12 protein-coding genes and 1 pseudogene are annotated in these 15,826 nt (G+C 57.0%); 2 read left to right on the top strand and 11 right to left on the bottom strand.

The features are described 5' to 3' along the window. Positions 1-354: 354 nt before the first annotated feature. From ACESSO_RS10710 to ACESSO_RS10690, 5 genes are all read right to left on the bottom strand, one after another. Positions 355-786, bottom strand: coding sequence for a flavodoxin (locus ACESSO_RS10710; RefSeq protein WP_373165221.1), 432 nt, complete (start codon positions 784-786; stop codon positions 355-357). Between the two features lie 48 nt (positions 787-834). Further along, positions 835-1,398: a DUF3793 family protein gene (locus ACESSO_RS10705; RefSeq protein ID WP_373165219.1), complete on the bottom strand. Its 564-nt coding sequence runs from the start codon at positions 1,396-1,398 to the stop codon at positions 835-837. Positions 1,399-1,753: 355 nt separating this feature from the next. After that, positions 1,754-2,533 carry an ABC transporter ATP-binding protein gene (locus ACESSO_RS10700; protein WP_373165217.1) on the bottom strand — a complete coding sequence of 260 codons (780 nt, stop codon included), beginning with the start codon at positions 2,531-2,533 and terminating at the stop codon, positions 1,754-1,756. Further along, positions 2,526-3,506: an ABC transporter permease gene (locus ACESSO_RS10695; protein WP_373165215.1), complete on the bottom strand. Its 981-nt coding sequence runs from the start codon at positions 3,504-3,506 to the stop codon at positions 2,526-2,528. The genes ACESSO_RS10700 and ACESSO_RS10695 overlap by 8 nt, the downstream gene beginning before the upstream one ends. 90 nt (positions 3,507-3,596) lie before the next feature. Beyond that, entirely contained in the window at positions 3,597-4,610 is a 1,014-nt protein-coding gene (locus ACESSO_RS10690) for an ABC transporter substrate-binding protein (protein WP_373165214.1), read from the bottom strand. A 252-nt stretch (positions 4,611-4,862) separates the two neighbouring features. On the opposite strand from ACESSO_RS10690, the gene ACESSO_RS10685 reads away from it, so the two are divergent. Then, the gene (locus ACESSO_RS10685) at positions 4,863-5,261 is read left to right on the top strand and encodes a CBS domain-containing protein (protein WP_373165212.1); all 399 of its coding nucleotides are present in this window, start codon (positions 4,863-4,865) and stop codon (positions 5,259-5,261) included. A 67-nt stretch (positions 5,262-5,328) separates the two neighbouring features. On the opposite strand, the gene ACESSO_RS10680 is transcribed toward ACESSO_RS10685, so the two are convergent. From ACESSO_RS10680 to ACESSO_RS10655, 6 genes and pseudogenes are all read right to left on the bottom strand, one after another. Beyond that, positions 5,329-7,905 (bottom strand): S-layer homology domain-containing protein, encoded by a 2,577-nt coding sequence (locus ACESSO_RS10680; RefSeq protein WP_373165210.1) that lies wholly within the window; start codon positions 7,903-7,905, stop codon positions 5,329-5,331. Positions 7,906-8,106: 201 nt separating this feature from the next. Then, complete coding sequence (locus tag ACESSO_RS10675) at positions 8,107-10,374, bottom strand: S-layer homology domain-containing protein (RefSeq protein WP_373165208.1); 2,268 nt, start codon at positions 10,372-10,374, stop codon at positions 8,107-8,109. 500 nt (positions 10,375-10,874) lie between these two features. Further along, positions 10,875-11,681, bottom strand: a pseudogene (locus tag ACESSO_RS10670) (stage 0 sporulation family protein); the annotation flags it as partial. 17 nt (positions 11,682-11,698) lie between these two features. Then, on the bottom strand, positions 11,699-12,577 hold the full coding sequence (locus tag ACESSO_RS10665) for an ATP-binding protein (protein WP_373165207.1): 879 nt from the start codon (positions 12,575-12,577) through the stop codon (positions 11,699-11,701). Further along, positions 12,574-12,897: a cyclic-di-AMP receptor gene (locus tag ACESSO_RS10660; protein WP_125115491.1), complete on the bottom strand. Its 324-nt coding sequence runs from the start codon at positions 12,895-12,897 to the stop codon at positions 12,574-12,576. The genes ACESSO_RS10665 and ACESSO_RS10660 overlap by 4 nt, the downstream gene beginning before the upstream one ends. Before the next feature lie 25 nt (positions 12,898-12,922). Beyond that, a complete protein-coding gene (locus tag ACESSO_RS10655; protein ID WP_373165206.1) occupies positions 12,923-14,362 on the bottom strand; it encodes an aminotransferase class I/II-fold pyridoxal phosphate-dependent enzyme in 1,440 nt (479 codons plus the stop codon). A 288-nt stretch (positions 14,363-14,650) separates the two neighbouring features. On the opposite strand from ACESSO_RS10655, the gene serC reads away from it, so the two are divergent. Next, the gene (serC, locus tag ACESSO_RS10650; protein WP_373165205.1) at positions 14,651-15,742 is read left to right on the top strand and encodes a 3-phosphoserine/phosphohydroxythreonine transaminase; all 1,092 of its coding nucleotides are present in this window, start codon (positions 14,651-14,653) and stop codon (positions 15,740-15,742) included. Positions 15,743-15,826: the final 84 nt, after the last annotated feature.

Below are 15,826 nucleotides of genomic sequence, written 5' to 3'. Positions count from 1 at the left end.
AGGAAGCCCACGGCTGTTGTTCCGGACAGCCGCGGGCTCATGTTGCAGGATACCGTGTGGTATCCCCTTTGGGGTTTCCCCCGGGACAAGAAAGGATATTTGTATCATAACCGTCGCCGTCGCGGCGGGTATGACCGGAATAATTTCGTTTGAAGCGTACAGCTTCAAACGAGAGGGATTTGTCGCGCAGTGCGCGAACAAATCCAACCATCAATGATTGCGCGCCGCAAGCGGCACACACCATTGATACCTTGTATAAAAAGTGTGGCAAAGCACACACTTTTTATGATTTTCTGCAAAAAACCGCAGAAAATCTATCGAATGGCGCGCGATGCGCGCAGGATAAGGTCGCGTTTAATAGGTGGCAAAGCCCTTGCCGAACTCACGGCACTGGTCAAGCACAGCCTCGTCCGGCGTCTCATGCGCCATCAGGCCCTCGTCGGTATAGACGTTCGCATTTGCGTCATCCGCGCGCTGTACCCAGTCGCGCATCCACTGACCGTCGCCCCAGCCGTACGAACCGAACAGCGCCACCTTGCGGCCGCCCAGCTTGCCCTCCAGCTCGGTGAAGAACGGGTCGAATTCCGCCTCTTCCAGCACTTCCGCGCCCATTGCCGGGCAGCCGAGCGCCAGCTTATCATATTTGGCAGCGTCGGCAGCACTCACCTCCGCCACGTTCATCAAATCGCACTCCAGACCGCCCGCGCGGATGCCGTCGGCAATGGCACTTGCCATTTGCTCGGTGTTGCCGGTCTGGCTCCAGAAAATTACTGCTGCCTTGCTCATATGGTTCAAACCTCCTAAAATAGATAATGATGATAAAAGATAAACGCTTTATGCCGCAGCGAACACTTCCAGCAGGGTTTCGCCCTGTTCTACACGTGTTTTCACTGCATGGCACACCCGCGATAAGCGGTCAAACAAACGGGATGCGGCTTCCGCATCGCCGTAGACCTTCCAATAGCCGCACAGCTTGCAGCCGCGGCCCTCGTTGCGGATAAAACCCACAACATCCTCGATTGGATAGCCCAAAAACAGCCCGATTTCATGTGGAAATCCCGGCTGCGCGGCAATCCGTCGCCGCAGGCCGTCCAGCAGAGTATTGAGCGGCGCACCGGTCGGATAGCCGAACTTTGTCAGCACCCGCTGCACCCGCGCATCCGCCATGCGCTGTTCCAGCTGCTCTTTGTGATACACCAGCAGCAAAAAGCGTCCGCGGCAGGCGCAAAGGATTTCAAACCGGATGCCGCGCGCGGCAAATGCCGTCTGATAGATATGTAGCTGCTGCGGCAGATTGGGATACTGCATACGGTCGCAGGAGACCAGGCTCGCAGGCTTGATGCCGGCGAGGGTCGGCGAACAATAGGCCGCCAGCAGGTAATCGAGCTGATGATTCATGCGCAAACGCTCCTCCCGTGTCCTTCGCTCCGCCTCTTTTCTGACCGGCAGGCGCAGCCGCGGTTAGCCATACGGCCGCGCCCGTCTTTCGGTCATTTCTGTTCGAATGATGCGCAAAATGCTGAGGAAGCTGTGTATGTGTTACCGGAGCTGTCCCGTTCCGCATGGACGGTTCCGGTCGGTCTGCCTATCAGTAAGCCTCGGCTAACCTGTATATAAGTTAGCATATGCTAACCAATATGTCAAGCGTTTTTTCGGAATTTTTTCTGCGCTGTTGCCAAATAAAAAAAGACCGCCGAAAAACCATGTTTTTCAGCAGTCTTTTGCTGTCGATATGACACGCCTGCACGCGCCGTTATTCGCTGAGCAGCATGCGGTCGTTTTCGATGTTGAACTTCTCGAGCAGCTCACGCACGGTGAGGTTTTTCTTCTCCTCGCCGCGGATATCCACCACCACGCGGCCCGCGTCCATCATAATCAGACGGTTGCCGTACTGGATGGCGTTTTTCATGTTGTGCGTGACCATGAGCGTGGTCAGATTATCGCGCGCGACAATCTCCTCGGTCAGCTGCAGCACCTTGTCGGCCGTTTTGGGGTCGAGCGCAGCGGTATGCTCGTCCAGCAGCAGCAGGTCGGGCTTTTGCAGCGTCGCCATCAGCAGCGTCAGCGCCTGCCGCTGACCGCCGGACAGCAGACCGACCTTGCTGGTCATGCGATCCTCCAGACCAAGGCCGAGCGTTGCGAGCTTTTCCCGATAAATCTTGCGCTCTTCGTTGGTAATGCCGTAGCTCAAGCCGCGCCGCTTGCCGCGGCGATAGGCGAGCGCGAGGTTTTCCTCAATGCCCATGGTGGCGGCCGTGCCCATCATCGGGTCCTGAAACACGCGGCCGAGAAAACGTGCGCGCTTATGCTCGGGCAGACCGGTCAAGTTGAAGCCGTTGAGCCGAATCAGTCCGGCGTCCACCGGAAATACACCTGCAATCAGGTTGAGCGTGGTGGACTTGCCCGCGCCGTTGCCGCCGATGACCGTAACGAAATCGCCGTTTTCCAGCGTCAGGTCAAGGCCGTCAATCGCACGCTTTTCGTTGACTGTGCCTGCATTAAACGTCTTATAAATGCCCTTCAGTTCAAGCATTGTCCTCGCCTCCCTTCGCATCAGCGCTTGCCTTGGCGATTGCCTTGCCCGCGCCCTTGAAATACTTGCCCTTCCAGTAGGGGATGGCAAGGAAGATGGCCACAACCGCTGCGGTAATCAGCTTGAGGTCGTTGGTATCCAGACCGAGCGTCAGCACGAGCTGAATGACGATGTAGTAAATCACCGCGCCCAACGCAACCGACAGCAGCTTGAGCGCAAAGTTGCGGAAAATGCGGCTGAACAGCACTTCGCCGATGATGACCGCCGCCAGACCGATGACAATTGCACCGCGGCCCGCGTTTACGTCGGCAAAGCCCTGATACTGGCAGTACAGCGCGCTCGACAGCGCGACGATGCCGTTGGAAATCATCAGGCCGAGCACCTTGTTGAAGTCAACATTGATGCCCTGCGCGCGGCTCATGTTCGGGTTTGCGCCGGTCGCACGAATCGAGCAGCCGAGCGAGGTACCGAAGAACCAGTACAGCACCGCAATGACGATGATACCGAATACTGCTGCGACAAAAATCGGGTTTTCCAGCGTCACCTTTTTGACGTTGCGCAGCGATACCAGCAAATCATAGTTATCCGGATTGATGGCCATATTTGCCTTTTTGCCCATGATGCGCAGATTGATGGAAAACAGCGCAAGCTGCGTCAAAATACCGGCGAGGATGGCCGGAATACCCATGAAGGTATGCAGCACGCCGGTAATCAAGCCCGCGAGCATACCCGCAAGGAACGCGCACAGCAGCGCCACCCAGACGTTAACGCCGTTCGTCATCAGCACGATGCACACTGCGCCGCCCGTGGCCATCGTGCCGTCTACGGTCAAATCAGCCAGGTCGAGCACCTTGAAGGTGATGTACACACCGATCGCCATCAGGCCCCAAATCAGGCCCTGTGCCACCGCGCCGGGCAGCGCAGCCAGCAGGTTGGAGAAAAAATCCACTTTCAATGCCCCCAATAATATCATCTGATAAAGTGCGAAAGCACATTCATTAGTATAGCAAAAAAAAGCGGAAAAGGAAAGCCCTTTCCGCTTTTTTTGTCTGTTTGATGTTGCTTAGCCTTCGATAGCGGTGTAACCGTCCGGCACGGTGATGCCGAGCGCTTCGCAGTTGGCGGCATTGTACATCTTGGTGAAGTTCGGCGCGGGCTGGACTTCCATATCACCCGGGTTGGAACCGTTCACCAGAATGTCGTACGCCATTTCGCCGGTGATCTGGCCCAGCTCATAGTAATCGATCGACAGGGTCGCCACGCCGCAGCCCGAGCAGATGCCCTGCTCGCCCGCAACAACCGGAACCTTGGCCGGCAGAACGACATTTGCAATCGCTTCCGTGCAGGAAGCGGCGGTGTTGTCGGTCGGGATATAGATTACATCGCTGGCGGACGCAGCGTTCTGTGCAACCGAAGCAACGTCGTTAGAGTCGGTGAATGCGTACTCGGTGCAGGTGTAGCCCATGCCTTCCAGAATCGGCTTGATGGTGTTAATCTGGTACGCAGAGTTCGGCTCGCCCGAGCAGTACAGCAGGCCGACGTTCTTCGCATCCGGGAACAGCTCCTGCAGCATCTCCGCTTGACCGTCGAGCGGCGCAAGGTCGGTCGTACCCGAAATGTTGGTGCCGGTCTTGCCGGTCCAGTCGGTCACACCCAGCGCGGTGCCGTAGTCCGAAACCGAGGTGCCAAGAATCGGGATATCCGCCGTTGCAGCCTGAGCCGCCTGCAGAGCAGCCGTGGCGTTCGCCATAATCAGGTTCACACCGGAAGAAACAAAGCCATTGACAATGGTTGCGCAGTTGGCGGAGTCGCCGGAAGCATTTTGCAGATCAAACTCAACCGAGCCGCCGTCTGCCTCCACCAGCTCCTTCAGCTTATCCTGAAAGCCCTGGGTTGCGGCATCGAGTGCCTCATGCTGCACCAGCTGCACAATGCCAACCTTGTAGCTGCCGGCAGTGCCGCCTTCGGCGGTGTCGTTCGTATCCGTATTTGCGTTATCGTTGTTGGTGCCGCCGCAGGCGGTCATGGTCAGGGCCATTGCGCCGGCCATCAACGCGGCGAGTAATCTCTTCTTCATGTGAAAACCCCTTTTCTGCGTAAAATGCATGTGAAGGAAAGGTGAAACCCTTTCCGCTTTTACAGTTTAGCAGTTAAAAGAGTTTTCGTCAAGTCCATTGCTTACTTTTTTCGTAGAATACTTCTTTTGCCGTCAAAACAACCAAGAAGCGTATTTTTAATTGTTAATAAATTGTTAGCATTAACTAGAATCAGTTGACCATTGCGCACTGGCATCGTAAAATAGAGACAGAATCCACAAGGAGGACATACAATGAACATCTCTTTTTTCCTCAAGCCTAAGGCAGAGGTTTCATACTTATCCGGGGATTGCTCCGTGCGGCAGGCTATCGACGATATGATGCAAAGCGGCTTTACCGCCATCCCGGTTGTCGACCCCAAGGGGCGCTACACTGGCACCATCACCGAGGGCGATTTTTTGCGTCTGGTGCTCAGCCACACCGCCGAGCAGCTCGACCACATGACCGTCGGGGAGGTGCCCCGGCGCATCCGGCACAGTTCGGTCGGCATTGATGCACGCATGGAAAACATGATAGATCTGGTCTCCGCGCAGAATTTCGTACCCGTAACCGATGGACGCGGGATGTTCTGCGGCATTATTACACGGCGGGATGTCATCCAGTTTCTGCGGGACTCCTGCAAAAAGGAATAAGCTGCTTCATTGGTATAGCAAAAGCCGTCCGGCATGTGCCGGACGGCTTGTTTTTGCGAAAAAGGCGTTATTTAAGCTGTACGCGCTCACGCACCGTGCCGCTGACCGCCAGAGCAATCGTCTGGGAGGTATATCCCGAGCAAGTAACCCGCGCCATGTAGCTGCCACGCTTGAGGCTGAATGAAGCGGTACCATCCGCGCCGGTGGTTACATTCTGACCGCCGATGGTAACTATCGCGCCGGGGAGCGACGCACCGTATTCATTGGTAACAACAATCTGTACGGTTTCGAGGATTTCACCTGTCAACTTAATGGTACGAGCGCTGGAAACGCTTTCAGTTGTAGAAACCGCCTGCGTAAAGCGCGCATGGTTCGCGGTTATCGTATAGGTACCGCTCTTGACATAAACCGTTGCTTTGCCGTATGCATCGGTTGTAACATTCTGCGTTGCGCTGCCTTCTTTACTGTTTTCCGGTTCAAACGTAACAGTCGCACCCTCAATCGGCAGACCAAGGTCGTCCACGACGATTGCCGTCAATGAATAGGTCGTCACGTAATTGACCCGCAGCGTCGGATTCTGTCCGTTGGACATCACAAAGGTCAAATTGGCATAGGCTGCACCGTTGGAACCCAAGTCCGCTATTGCAGACTTACTGATCGTAACCTGATTGCCATTGATCTTATACTGCCAATCTTCCTCCAGTGTTTTTCCGTTTGATGTGATTTTCTGCAGCTTTGCGCCATCCGCTGTGCTGAGCGTTATCGTCAAATCCTGATACCCTTCTGAATTGACGTTGGAATCAAAATCCACCTCTGCCGGAGAGACACCGTTGACCGGCGCGGTATCTACTACATTCAGCGTGCAGGAGAACGTTGCGCCTTTATTGGGCACAAAGGTAATGGTATAGGTACCCTTATTCTTTTTCTCCAGCTCTTCCCTCAAGAAGGTAACGATGCCGGTAGAGGAATCATAAAGATAATCCACGCCGCGCTCCAGCGTCGTGCCGCCAAGCCTGATGGAACTGAGCAACGTGCCGGCGGGCAGGACAACCGTTGCCGTCACATTGGAATAATTGGGGGACTCTTTATACCTGTCAAATGTAATCTGGGACGGGCTGACTGCGCTGAGCGCGGAATCACCGACCAGAATGCCGATCGAAGCCTGGGAATTATCCGCAAACACCAGCTCGGCAGTATGTACACCGGCGCTGAGCGTTTTCAGATAGGTCTTGTAAACCCGAATGCCGTTTTTATCGGTCAGTAGGTTATAGTCTGTGCCCATCACCAGCGTCTGACCGTCCACGGCCATACGAATCAGGTTGTTTTTATCCGCATTGAAGGTAAAATCATAGGAAAACGCAATCCCATTCGGATTGTTGATATCGATCGACAGCGTGGACGGGGAGATGGAGACGCCTGTCGATGCGGAAACCGACTGACCGGCAATGACTGCGGTCACGCCGCCGCCCAGCGAATAGGTGTCGGGCTTCATAATCAACTCGCAGCCGGACACGGTAATCACCGCAGACTGAATCGAACCGCCGCCGGTGACGGTTGTTTCACCGTTTGCCGTCAGCTCACCGATAGACGTGCTGCCCGTGGTCAGAATCGAAGTCTTACCCGAGGTGGTCACATCCCACACTGCGGCATCCAGCGTCAGCGACAGGTTGCTGCCGGTGATCGCAAGGTCGGCAAAGCCGCCGGCCGATGCTGCAAGATTGGATTCGGTCAGCGCCGCGGAGGTCTGCACATCGACCTCACCGATGTTGCTGTTGCCCGTGCAGGTGACCTGCGGCGTCAGGCCGAGCGAATTGGACACCGTCATATGCAGCGCGGAAGTGCCGTCCAGCGTCACATTACCGCTGCTGACAATAATGTCGCCATTAACCGTAACATTGGTCAGGTTGACGCTGCCGGAAAGCACGCCCTCCGTGATGAACAGGTTGCCTGCAATCGTGGCATCGGACAGCGAGCAGGGCGCAGAAATGGTCACATTCTTGGTATCGGTATTCAAATTCTCCCCGGTATAGGCTTTTCCCGAGGTGTTGAGCGAAGAACCGAGGAAATAATACAGGATCTTGGCAATTTCGCCGCGGGTGATGTTGCCCTGCGGCTTAAAGGTGCCGTCAGTGTATCCGTTGATATATCCCAGCGCAACCGCCTCAGCCACATAGGACTTGCTGTAATTGCTCAGCTTGTCCTTATCCGAAAAGCTGTTGAGCTTGGACAGGTCGGTGCTCGGCGTATACTTGTGCAAACGGCCGAGAATGGTCGCCGCCTGCTCACGGGTCAGCGTACCATCCGGGTCCATCTTATCGTTGCCGACACCGTTGATGTAGCCATACTTGACCGCAATCTGCACCGTCTCATAATAGACAGCGCTGCTGCTGACATCGGAAAAATCAATCGAGGCTTTTTCCGTAAATCCGAAGGCGCGATTGATATAGCGCATGAACTCCCAACGCCGAATTGCCTGATCAGGCGTATATTCGCCTTCCGAGGAAGGGTTAATGACCCCAAGCTCATTGAGCTCCAACAGGTACGGTTTTGCCCAGTGGTTTTCGATGTCGGAAGCAGCAAACGCCGCCGGCAGCGTGCACAAAAGCAGGGCAACCGCCAGCACGGCGGATATAAATCTTTTCACAGCTATCACCTCTTTGGTTTCATTATTCCTATTTTACCATCATTTTCGTCATTTGTGTACTGTTATTTTACGGGAAACAGCCGGATTTGTCATCATCCGACGAATCTCTGCTTTCAGACAACATCCAACTCCCGTTTCTCATACCGATAAATCAAGGGGCCGCAGACTCCGTTTGACAGGATTTATCGCCCGACAAACCGCTTAAATCATGGTCAGAAGTTTAGCGAACTCTGCGCGGGTAAAGCCGCGCTCCGGCTGGAACGTACCGTCGGTATACCCCTTGACAAGCCCCTTCTGCATGCACAGCACAACCGCGGCACGCCGATTTTCCGGAATCTCCGCCGCGTCCTTGAACGAGGCGAGCGTCTCATCCACCGTCTGGTCGTTCGGCAGCGTGCTTCCTTTCTGCACCAGCACATTGGCAAACAGCTGCGCCGCATCCGCGCGTGTCATCATGCTGTTCGGCTGAAAATCCGCCTCCAGACCGTCGAGCAGGCCCGCGGCCCAGACTGCGCTGACCTCTTCGGCATACCACGCATTCTCATCAATCCCATCCATATTTTCGCCGTCGGTTTCCAGCGACAGGCTGCGCGCAATCGTGGCGCAGACCTCGGCCTGCGTGATTTGCTCTTCCGGACGGAATTTGCCGTCCGCTCCCTGCATCAGCTTCTCTTCGGCAACCTTACGGATATACTCCGCCGCCCAATGATTGGTCTTTACGTCAGAAAAGCCCGCCACAGTGGTTGCCGGCTTGACCAGCGGGGTATTGAGCGCCAGATAGCACGCGCTCTTGGTATCCACTGCGTCGCCCAGCTCCGCAAAGGTCAGCAAGTAGCTTTCGGTATAGGCACGGCGTGTCTCACTTGCGTATTCGTTATAGTAGTAGGTCACGCCTTTGGTGCTCATGCGCGGAAAGCTGTACAGATACATCTCATGCTCCTCGGGCAGCAGCTGCCGGACGGTATCCAGATAGCCGCTGACGAGCAAATCGCTGATTTGGTACTGTTCTCCCGTGCGCAAATCAAAGGCAAGGCTGTCGTTCCACACGGCTGCGCCCGCGCCCTGTCCACTGATGCAGTTGGCCCAAACCACCAGCACTGAGCCTTCGACCGACGCACCGTAGCTGCCTACCAGCGCTTCGTACTCCGCGGTGACCAACGGACCTTTGAGGAAAAACACGCGGATCGCATCGTTGATGGTTTTCTGCACCTTTGTATCGGAAAGGCCGCTCAGCTCCGGAAAATCCACATTCCAGCCGTGCTCGGTTCCGTCCGCCTGATAGCCCATGAATTTTTCATAATGCACGGTCTTTGCCGTGAGGCCGCTGCCCAGATCAAAGGATTTCGGCTGCTCCAGCAGCGTGTTGCCGGTGGACAGATTGATGTATTTGAGCGTACCGTCCTGCGTTACCCGCACGACGTTTTCGCTCAAAAGCGTCGGGTTTTCGGCGTTTTTCAGGCTGGTGAGATAACCACCGTTCTTTTTGAAGAAGATAAGGCTGCCGTCCGCCGTGCCGTGCCAGGCAAGACCATAGCGCAGCTCGCTGAAGCCGCCGACGTAACTGCTCACGCGATAAACAACGTTTCCGTTGGCATCCACCGCAGAAGCGGAACCGTCCGCGCTGCGGGCGGCATACAACCCGTCGCCCATATAGGACAGGTAATAGTAAGTCGGCTCGGTCAGCAGCTTACCGGATGTATTGATCATGCCCCATCGGTTGCCCTCGCGGACCATTGCCACCCCGTCATCAAATTCGCTGATTTCGCTGTACTTGAACACGGTCAGATAATCGCTCTGGGAAAGCGAATACAGCGCCTTGGCCATGCCGTTGGACAGGACAATGGTATCCTCTCCGAAGATGGTCATATAGCGCGGCTCGATGCCGCTTTCCAGCGTGTACAGCGTCTGCCCCTCGGTATCGATGGCAAGATACTGTCCATCCGTTGTGCAAACCAGTGCGCGGCCGCCCGAAAAAACGCCCGCATCCTTAAATTCACCTGCAAACGCGGCGCTGCCGTCCTGCGTCACATAGGTGTACAGGTCGGATGCCGGACTTTTACACAGCAGCAGCCCGTCCTCAAAAAAGCCCACTGCTCCCGCGTAAGAGCCTATTTTTTCTCCTTTCAGCGTATAGTACACACTGTGATCGGCATAGCGATAAGCGATCGCGTCATCCGAAAACTCGACCGATACCGGCGCGTCGGTATAATCCACGACCAGGTGACCCTCGCGGTCGATTACCGCGGTCCGCCACTTGTCATCCTCGACCGCCGCCAGACCGCATGCGGCAAATTCCCCAGCCTGCGCATAGGAAAACGACAGCACAGTACGCCCTTCTTCATCCAGATAGCCGTACCGGGTCACGCCGTCAACATCCGTGCGCTGTGCCGGGAAGATTGTTCCCGCTGCCGAAGCTCCTATTATCATGATAAACGCCGCAAACAGGGCAGATATTGTTTTCTTGAGCATAAATTCTTCCATCCTTGGGTGATTGATATATAAATTATAGTCTTTTCCTGCATGCCGCTCAATAGCAGGCGAAAAAGTGTAACATTTGTGACACAAGCGCGCGCAATATTACATTTTTATTGCAGCGCTGTCGGCTCTGTCTCGCGCGCAAAAAACCGCCCCCTGACAAAAGGGGGCGGTCATTTTTGCATATTTTCCCTGTCGAATAAATCTTCGGGTCATTCCTGTGCGCCCGGCGCATGCTCCTGCACGGGGGCGTTCTCCGCGTTTCCGGCATTTTCCGCATTCTGCGGCTTATGACGGCGGCGTCCTCCGCGGCGACGGCGGCGGCGCGGCGCTCCTTCTGCGGGAGCCGCACCTTCGTCAGACTGCTCTCCCTGCGCCTCATCCGACAAATCCTCAGCGGCATTCTGCTGCTTTTGCTGCTTGGCAGCCTCCTGCTCCATGCGGCGGCGCTCCTCCGCCATGGCGGCGGCGTTCTGCCGGTTGCGGCACGCGCCCTTGACCACGCAGCAATCCGTGCACTGGAATTCGGTCAGCGAATGCTCGGAGCTGTCGTCGAGCTGCACCTTGCAGGTACCACGCAGCATCTGAGTCGTGATGACCTTGCCGCGTCCCTCGGGCGTATCGACGACGCTGCCCTGCTTGGGGGTCACCTTTTGCAGCTCGGCATAGGCTTCATGCTCGTATTTCAGACAGCACATCAAACGGCCGCACACACCCGAAATCTTCGCCGGGTTGAGCGACAGGTTCTGATCCTTCGCCATATTGATCGAAACAGGGTGGAAGTCCTCCAGATACGAGCAGCAGCACAGCTCACGTCCGCAGGTACCCAAACCGCCGATCATCTTCGCCTCATCGCGCACACCAATCTGCCGCAGCTCGATGCGCGTGCGGAACACGCTGGCCAGATCCTTGACCAGCTCGCGGAAATCCACGCGGCCGTCCGCGGTGAAGTAAAACAGCATTTTATTCATGTCGAACGTGCATTCCGCCGTGACCAGATTCATTTCCAGCCCGCGCTCTTCAATTTTGCGCTTGCAGATGATAAACGCCTCGTCCGCTCGCTTTTTGTTGCGCGCCAGCGTCTTTTTATCCGCGTCGGTCGCCACGCGCACCATGCGCTTGAGCGGCTGAACGACCGTCTGGTCGGGCACCTCCGTGTTGCCCTGCACGCACTGGCCGTATTCCAGCCCGCGCGTCGTTTCCACGATGACGTCCTCGCCCGCGGCCACCGGCGTGTCCTGCGGGTCAAAATAGTACATTTTTCCGCCCGCTTTGAAACGGACTCCAATAATCGTTGTCAAAAACTGATCCTCCTACATTATAAAAAGCAGATGCGGTACACATCGCTTGTCAGCGCGTTTGTCACCGCCGCCGCCGCTGCATTGCGGGAGACGCGGTCGGTCAGCACGCTCAGAAAATCGTATAGCTCCAGCAGCCGAGCCGCGCTCACCGCGCTTGCCAGCGCTTGCGTCTGTGCGCGCAGCGCCGCCACGACCGGCGGCTGCGGCAGCCCTTTTCCGGCAAAAATCGCGTCGCGCAGCGCGCTTTGCAGCACGCCGATGACGCCCAGCAGCGCGCGGCGCGGTGTCTTTTCCAGCGCGAGCGCCGCCAGCATCATGCGGTCCTCACGTCTTGCGGCCAGCGCCTCCAGATAGGGTGCAAGGAGCGCGGCGGCTTCGCCGTCCCCGCCCGCTTCCTCCTGCGGTACCAGCGTAAACTTGGTGCAGCGTGATCGCACGGTCTGCAGCAGTGTGTCCGGCTGCTCGGCGGTCAGCACGAAAAAGGCGTATGCCGGCGGCTCTTCGAGTTCCTTGAGCAGTGCGTTCTGCGCCATGGGGTTTAAATTATGCGCGTGCCGGATGACGGTCACGCGGCGCGCGCCGTCGTTTGGAATGATAGCGTCTTCCGCCTTCAGTCGGCGCGCAAGGTCGACTTTCAGTTCGTTTTCACCCTCATCGATAACGGTCAGGTCGGGGTGCACGCCCTCGCTGACCTTGCGGCAGGACAGACACGTCCCGCACGGGCGCGGCCCCGCGCTTTCGCACAGAATACCTGCCGCCAGCACGTCCGACCAGGCCGCCAGCGCTGCGGAATCATCCCCCGAGAGCAGCACGGCCTGCGGAAAACGATCGGCCAGCGCATGTTTCAGCGCGCGTTTCAGAGCTTCATTTCCCGGCAGCGCGTCAAACGAAATCACAGCTTTTCAAAGCGCTCGACGTTTAAAACGAACACGGTCGCGCCGCCGACCTCAACCTGCACCGGTGTGGACGGGAAAAAGCCCATGCCCAGCTCGGCGGTGGTGGGAATGATCTGCTTGCGCGAGGAGGAATGCTCGCGAATGATGTCGAAGCATTCGTCCAGCTTGGACTCATCCAAACCGATCAGAATGGTGACGTTGCCGGCCTTGAGAAAGCCGCCGGTGGTTGCCAGCTTGGTAATCTGGAAACCGGCCTTCATCAGATTATTGATTACATCCTGAGCATCATCATAATTGATGATCGCAAGTACCATTTTCATAGAAAAAATCCTCCTTTGAGGTAAATCAGCCAATCACAACCGTGATCTCGCTGATTTCATTGTACCATCTTTCTCGGATAAGTTCAATGTGCGCGCGAGTAATTTTCTCCCCCGGCCACAGCAGCGGCACGCCGGGCGGATAGGGCGTGACCGGCCGGGCGCACACCAGTCCCTCGGCGGCGGCCAGTTCGACGCGGCCGGTCTTGGCAAACCATGCGTCCCGCACGGACATCACCCGCTCGGCAGGCGGGAAGGGCGCGGCAGGAGAGGGCAGCAGCGTCTCGTGGCGGCGGCGCGAAATATGGCGCAGGCCGCGCCGCAGCCGGTACACCGCCGTACCCGAATCCGCGCAGGTCAGGATGCAAACCACGTTGCGGTCGTCCGCCATCTCACAAGCCACACCGTACTCGCTCCACAGCATGTCGGCCAGCTGATGACCAGTCACATCCGTGCCCGCGGTGCACACGGTCAGGCGGCAGGGGTCGAGCGCGGGGTAATCCTCCATGGTCAGCGCCGTAAAGCCTGTGCGCCGCAGCACGTACTCGCGCAGCTCGCCGCAGGTTTCGGCGGCGCGGCGGTAAGCGGCGCGGCCCGGCCCCTCGGTATAGGCGCGGGCAAGGTCGATGGACGCCATGATGGGGTAGGAGGGGCTGGACGTGCCGAACAGAGCGGTATTTTCGCGCAAAGCACGCTTATCCACGCCCGGACCGCTCAAAACCACCGCGCCCTGTCCCAGACAGGGCAGCGTCTTGTGAATGGACAGCACCGCAAGGTCCGCCCCCTCCTCCACCGGAGTCGGCAGGCCGACGGCAGGGAAGTGCGCGCCGTGCGCCGCATCCACCAGCAGCATTTTTCCGTAGGCGCGGCACAGGTCGACAAACGCCGGAATCGCGCGGCACACACCGTAATAGGTGGGGGAGGTGAGGAGCATCGCGCGAATGTCGGGATGGGCAAGCAGCTGCTGCTCCGCATCCGCAGGCGCGAGCGCGCCCGAAATGCCGAACGGCTCCAAAACCGGCGCGGAGATAAAATACGGTGTGATATCGAGCAGCGCGCAGGCATGGCACACCGATTTGTGGCATTCCCGGTCGAGCAGCACCGCCCCGCCGCGCCCGACCGCAGTTGCCAGCATGGACAAAATGCCCTGCGTCGATCCGCCGGTCAGGAAAAAGCAGTCGGACGCGCCGAAATACCGCGCCGCAGCCACTTCTGCATCACGAATCGGGCCATCGCCCAGATACAGATTGCCCGTGCCGTAGGTTTCGGTAAAGTCAATGGCAAACACCTCGGCATAGCTGTTAAACAGCGGCTCTCCCTTGTGGCCGGGCATGTGAAAGCGCGCGGAATCAGCGGTCGCAAGCAGCTGCAATGCGTGAAACAGCGGTGCATTGGTAAACGGCAGCAGGCGGTTAATCTGCCGGTGGCTGAGCTGGTTTCGCTGGCTGGGCTGGCGGCGCCGGAACATGGCGTCCTCTCCTTTCGCATCGCGTTTTTTACACAGGCCTGTGCAAAAACCCGCGGCATTCCTTTCTGATTTCTGCCTTAGTATACCATATCCGTCCAAGCCCTTGCAATCGGATACCGTTTTCGGTAATACTGCAGCATCTGTCCATAATGTGCAGACATTCGTCTTTTTCCGGCGGAATTTTGGTTTAATTTCCCGTAGTAAATCCCTACCCCTTATATTATAATGGATATTGCATTCCTATACGGAACAGCACGTTGATTTATTGAAAGGCAGGTTACTATCACTATGGCTGACAATCGTATCTACAATTTCTCCGCTGGTCCCTCCATGCTTCCGGTTCCCGTGCTCGAGCGCTGTGCATCCGAAATGCTGAACTACAAGGGCTCAGGCATGTCCGTCATGGAGATGAGTCACCGATCTAAAGTATATGACGGCATCATCAAGGAGACCGAGGCAGCGCTGCGCCGTGTGCTCTCCATTCCGGAGAACTACAAGGTCCTGTTTCTGCAGGGCGGCGCGACGACCCAGTTCGCGGCCATCCCGATGAACCTGATGAAAACCGGCAAGGCAGACTACGCCATCACCGGCAACTTTGCCAACAACGCCTACAAGGAAGCCGTGAAGTTCGGCGACATCCATGTGGCGTTCTCCTCCAAGGAGGGCAATTTTGACCGCGTGCCGACGCAGGCCGAGCTGGACATCCGTCCGGACGCGGATTACTTCTACATCTGCGCGAACAACACCATTTACGGCACCGAGTATCAGTACGACCCCGAAACCCCGGCAGGTGTGCCGCTGGTGGCCGATATGTCCTCGAATATCCTGTCCAAGCCGGTTGACGTTTCCAAGTATGGCGTCATCTATGCGGGCGCACAGAAGAACATGGGCCCCGCAGGCGTGACGGTTGTCATTGTGCGCGAGGATCTGCTGGGCAACTATCCGCTTGAGAAGTATCCGGTCATGCTGGACTGGAAAACCATGGCCGACAAGGACTCCATGTACAACACGCCCCCCACGTACGGCATTTATGTGCTGGGTCTCGTGCTCGAGTGGGTCGAGCAGATGGGCGGCGTCAAGGTCATGCAGGAGCGCGCCGAGAAGCGTTCCAGCATGCTGTACGACTACCTCGACAGCCAGGACTTCTACAAGGCGGTTGCCGAAAAGGCATCCCGCAGCCACATGAACGTCACCTTCCGCACCGGCAACGACGAGCTGGACGCGAAGTTTGCCAAGGAATCCGCAGCGGCCGGCATGTCCAACCTCAAGGGCCACCGTTCGGTCGGCGGCATGCGCGCTTCCATCTACAACGCGATGCCGATTGAGGGCGTGGAGTACTTAATTGACTTCATGAAGAAGTTTGCAGCAGAAAACGCGTAAACACCTATAGAGGGTACCCAGTACCCCCTATATACAAAAATCAGTTCCGGAAAACTGATTTTTTGATACCCCCGGCCGCAGCCC

It is taken from the genome of Agathobaculum sp. Marseille-P7918 (assembly GCF_964248325.1).
In the GTDB taxonomy this organism is placed as follows: Bacteria; Bacillota; Clostridia; order Oscillospirales; family Butyricicoccaceae; genus Agathobaculum.
The sequence above is the reverse complement of the archived record's forward strand: the minus strand, read 5'-3'. Positions and strand labels throughout refer to the sequence as shown.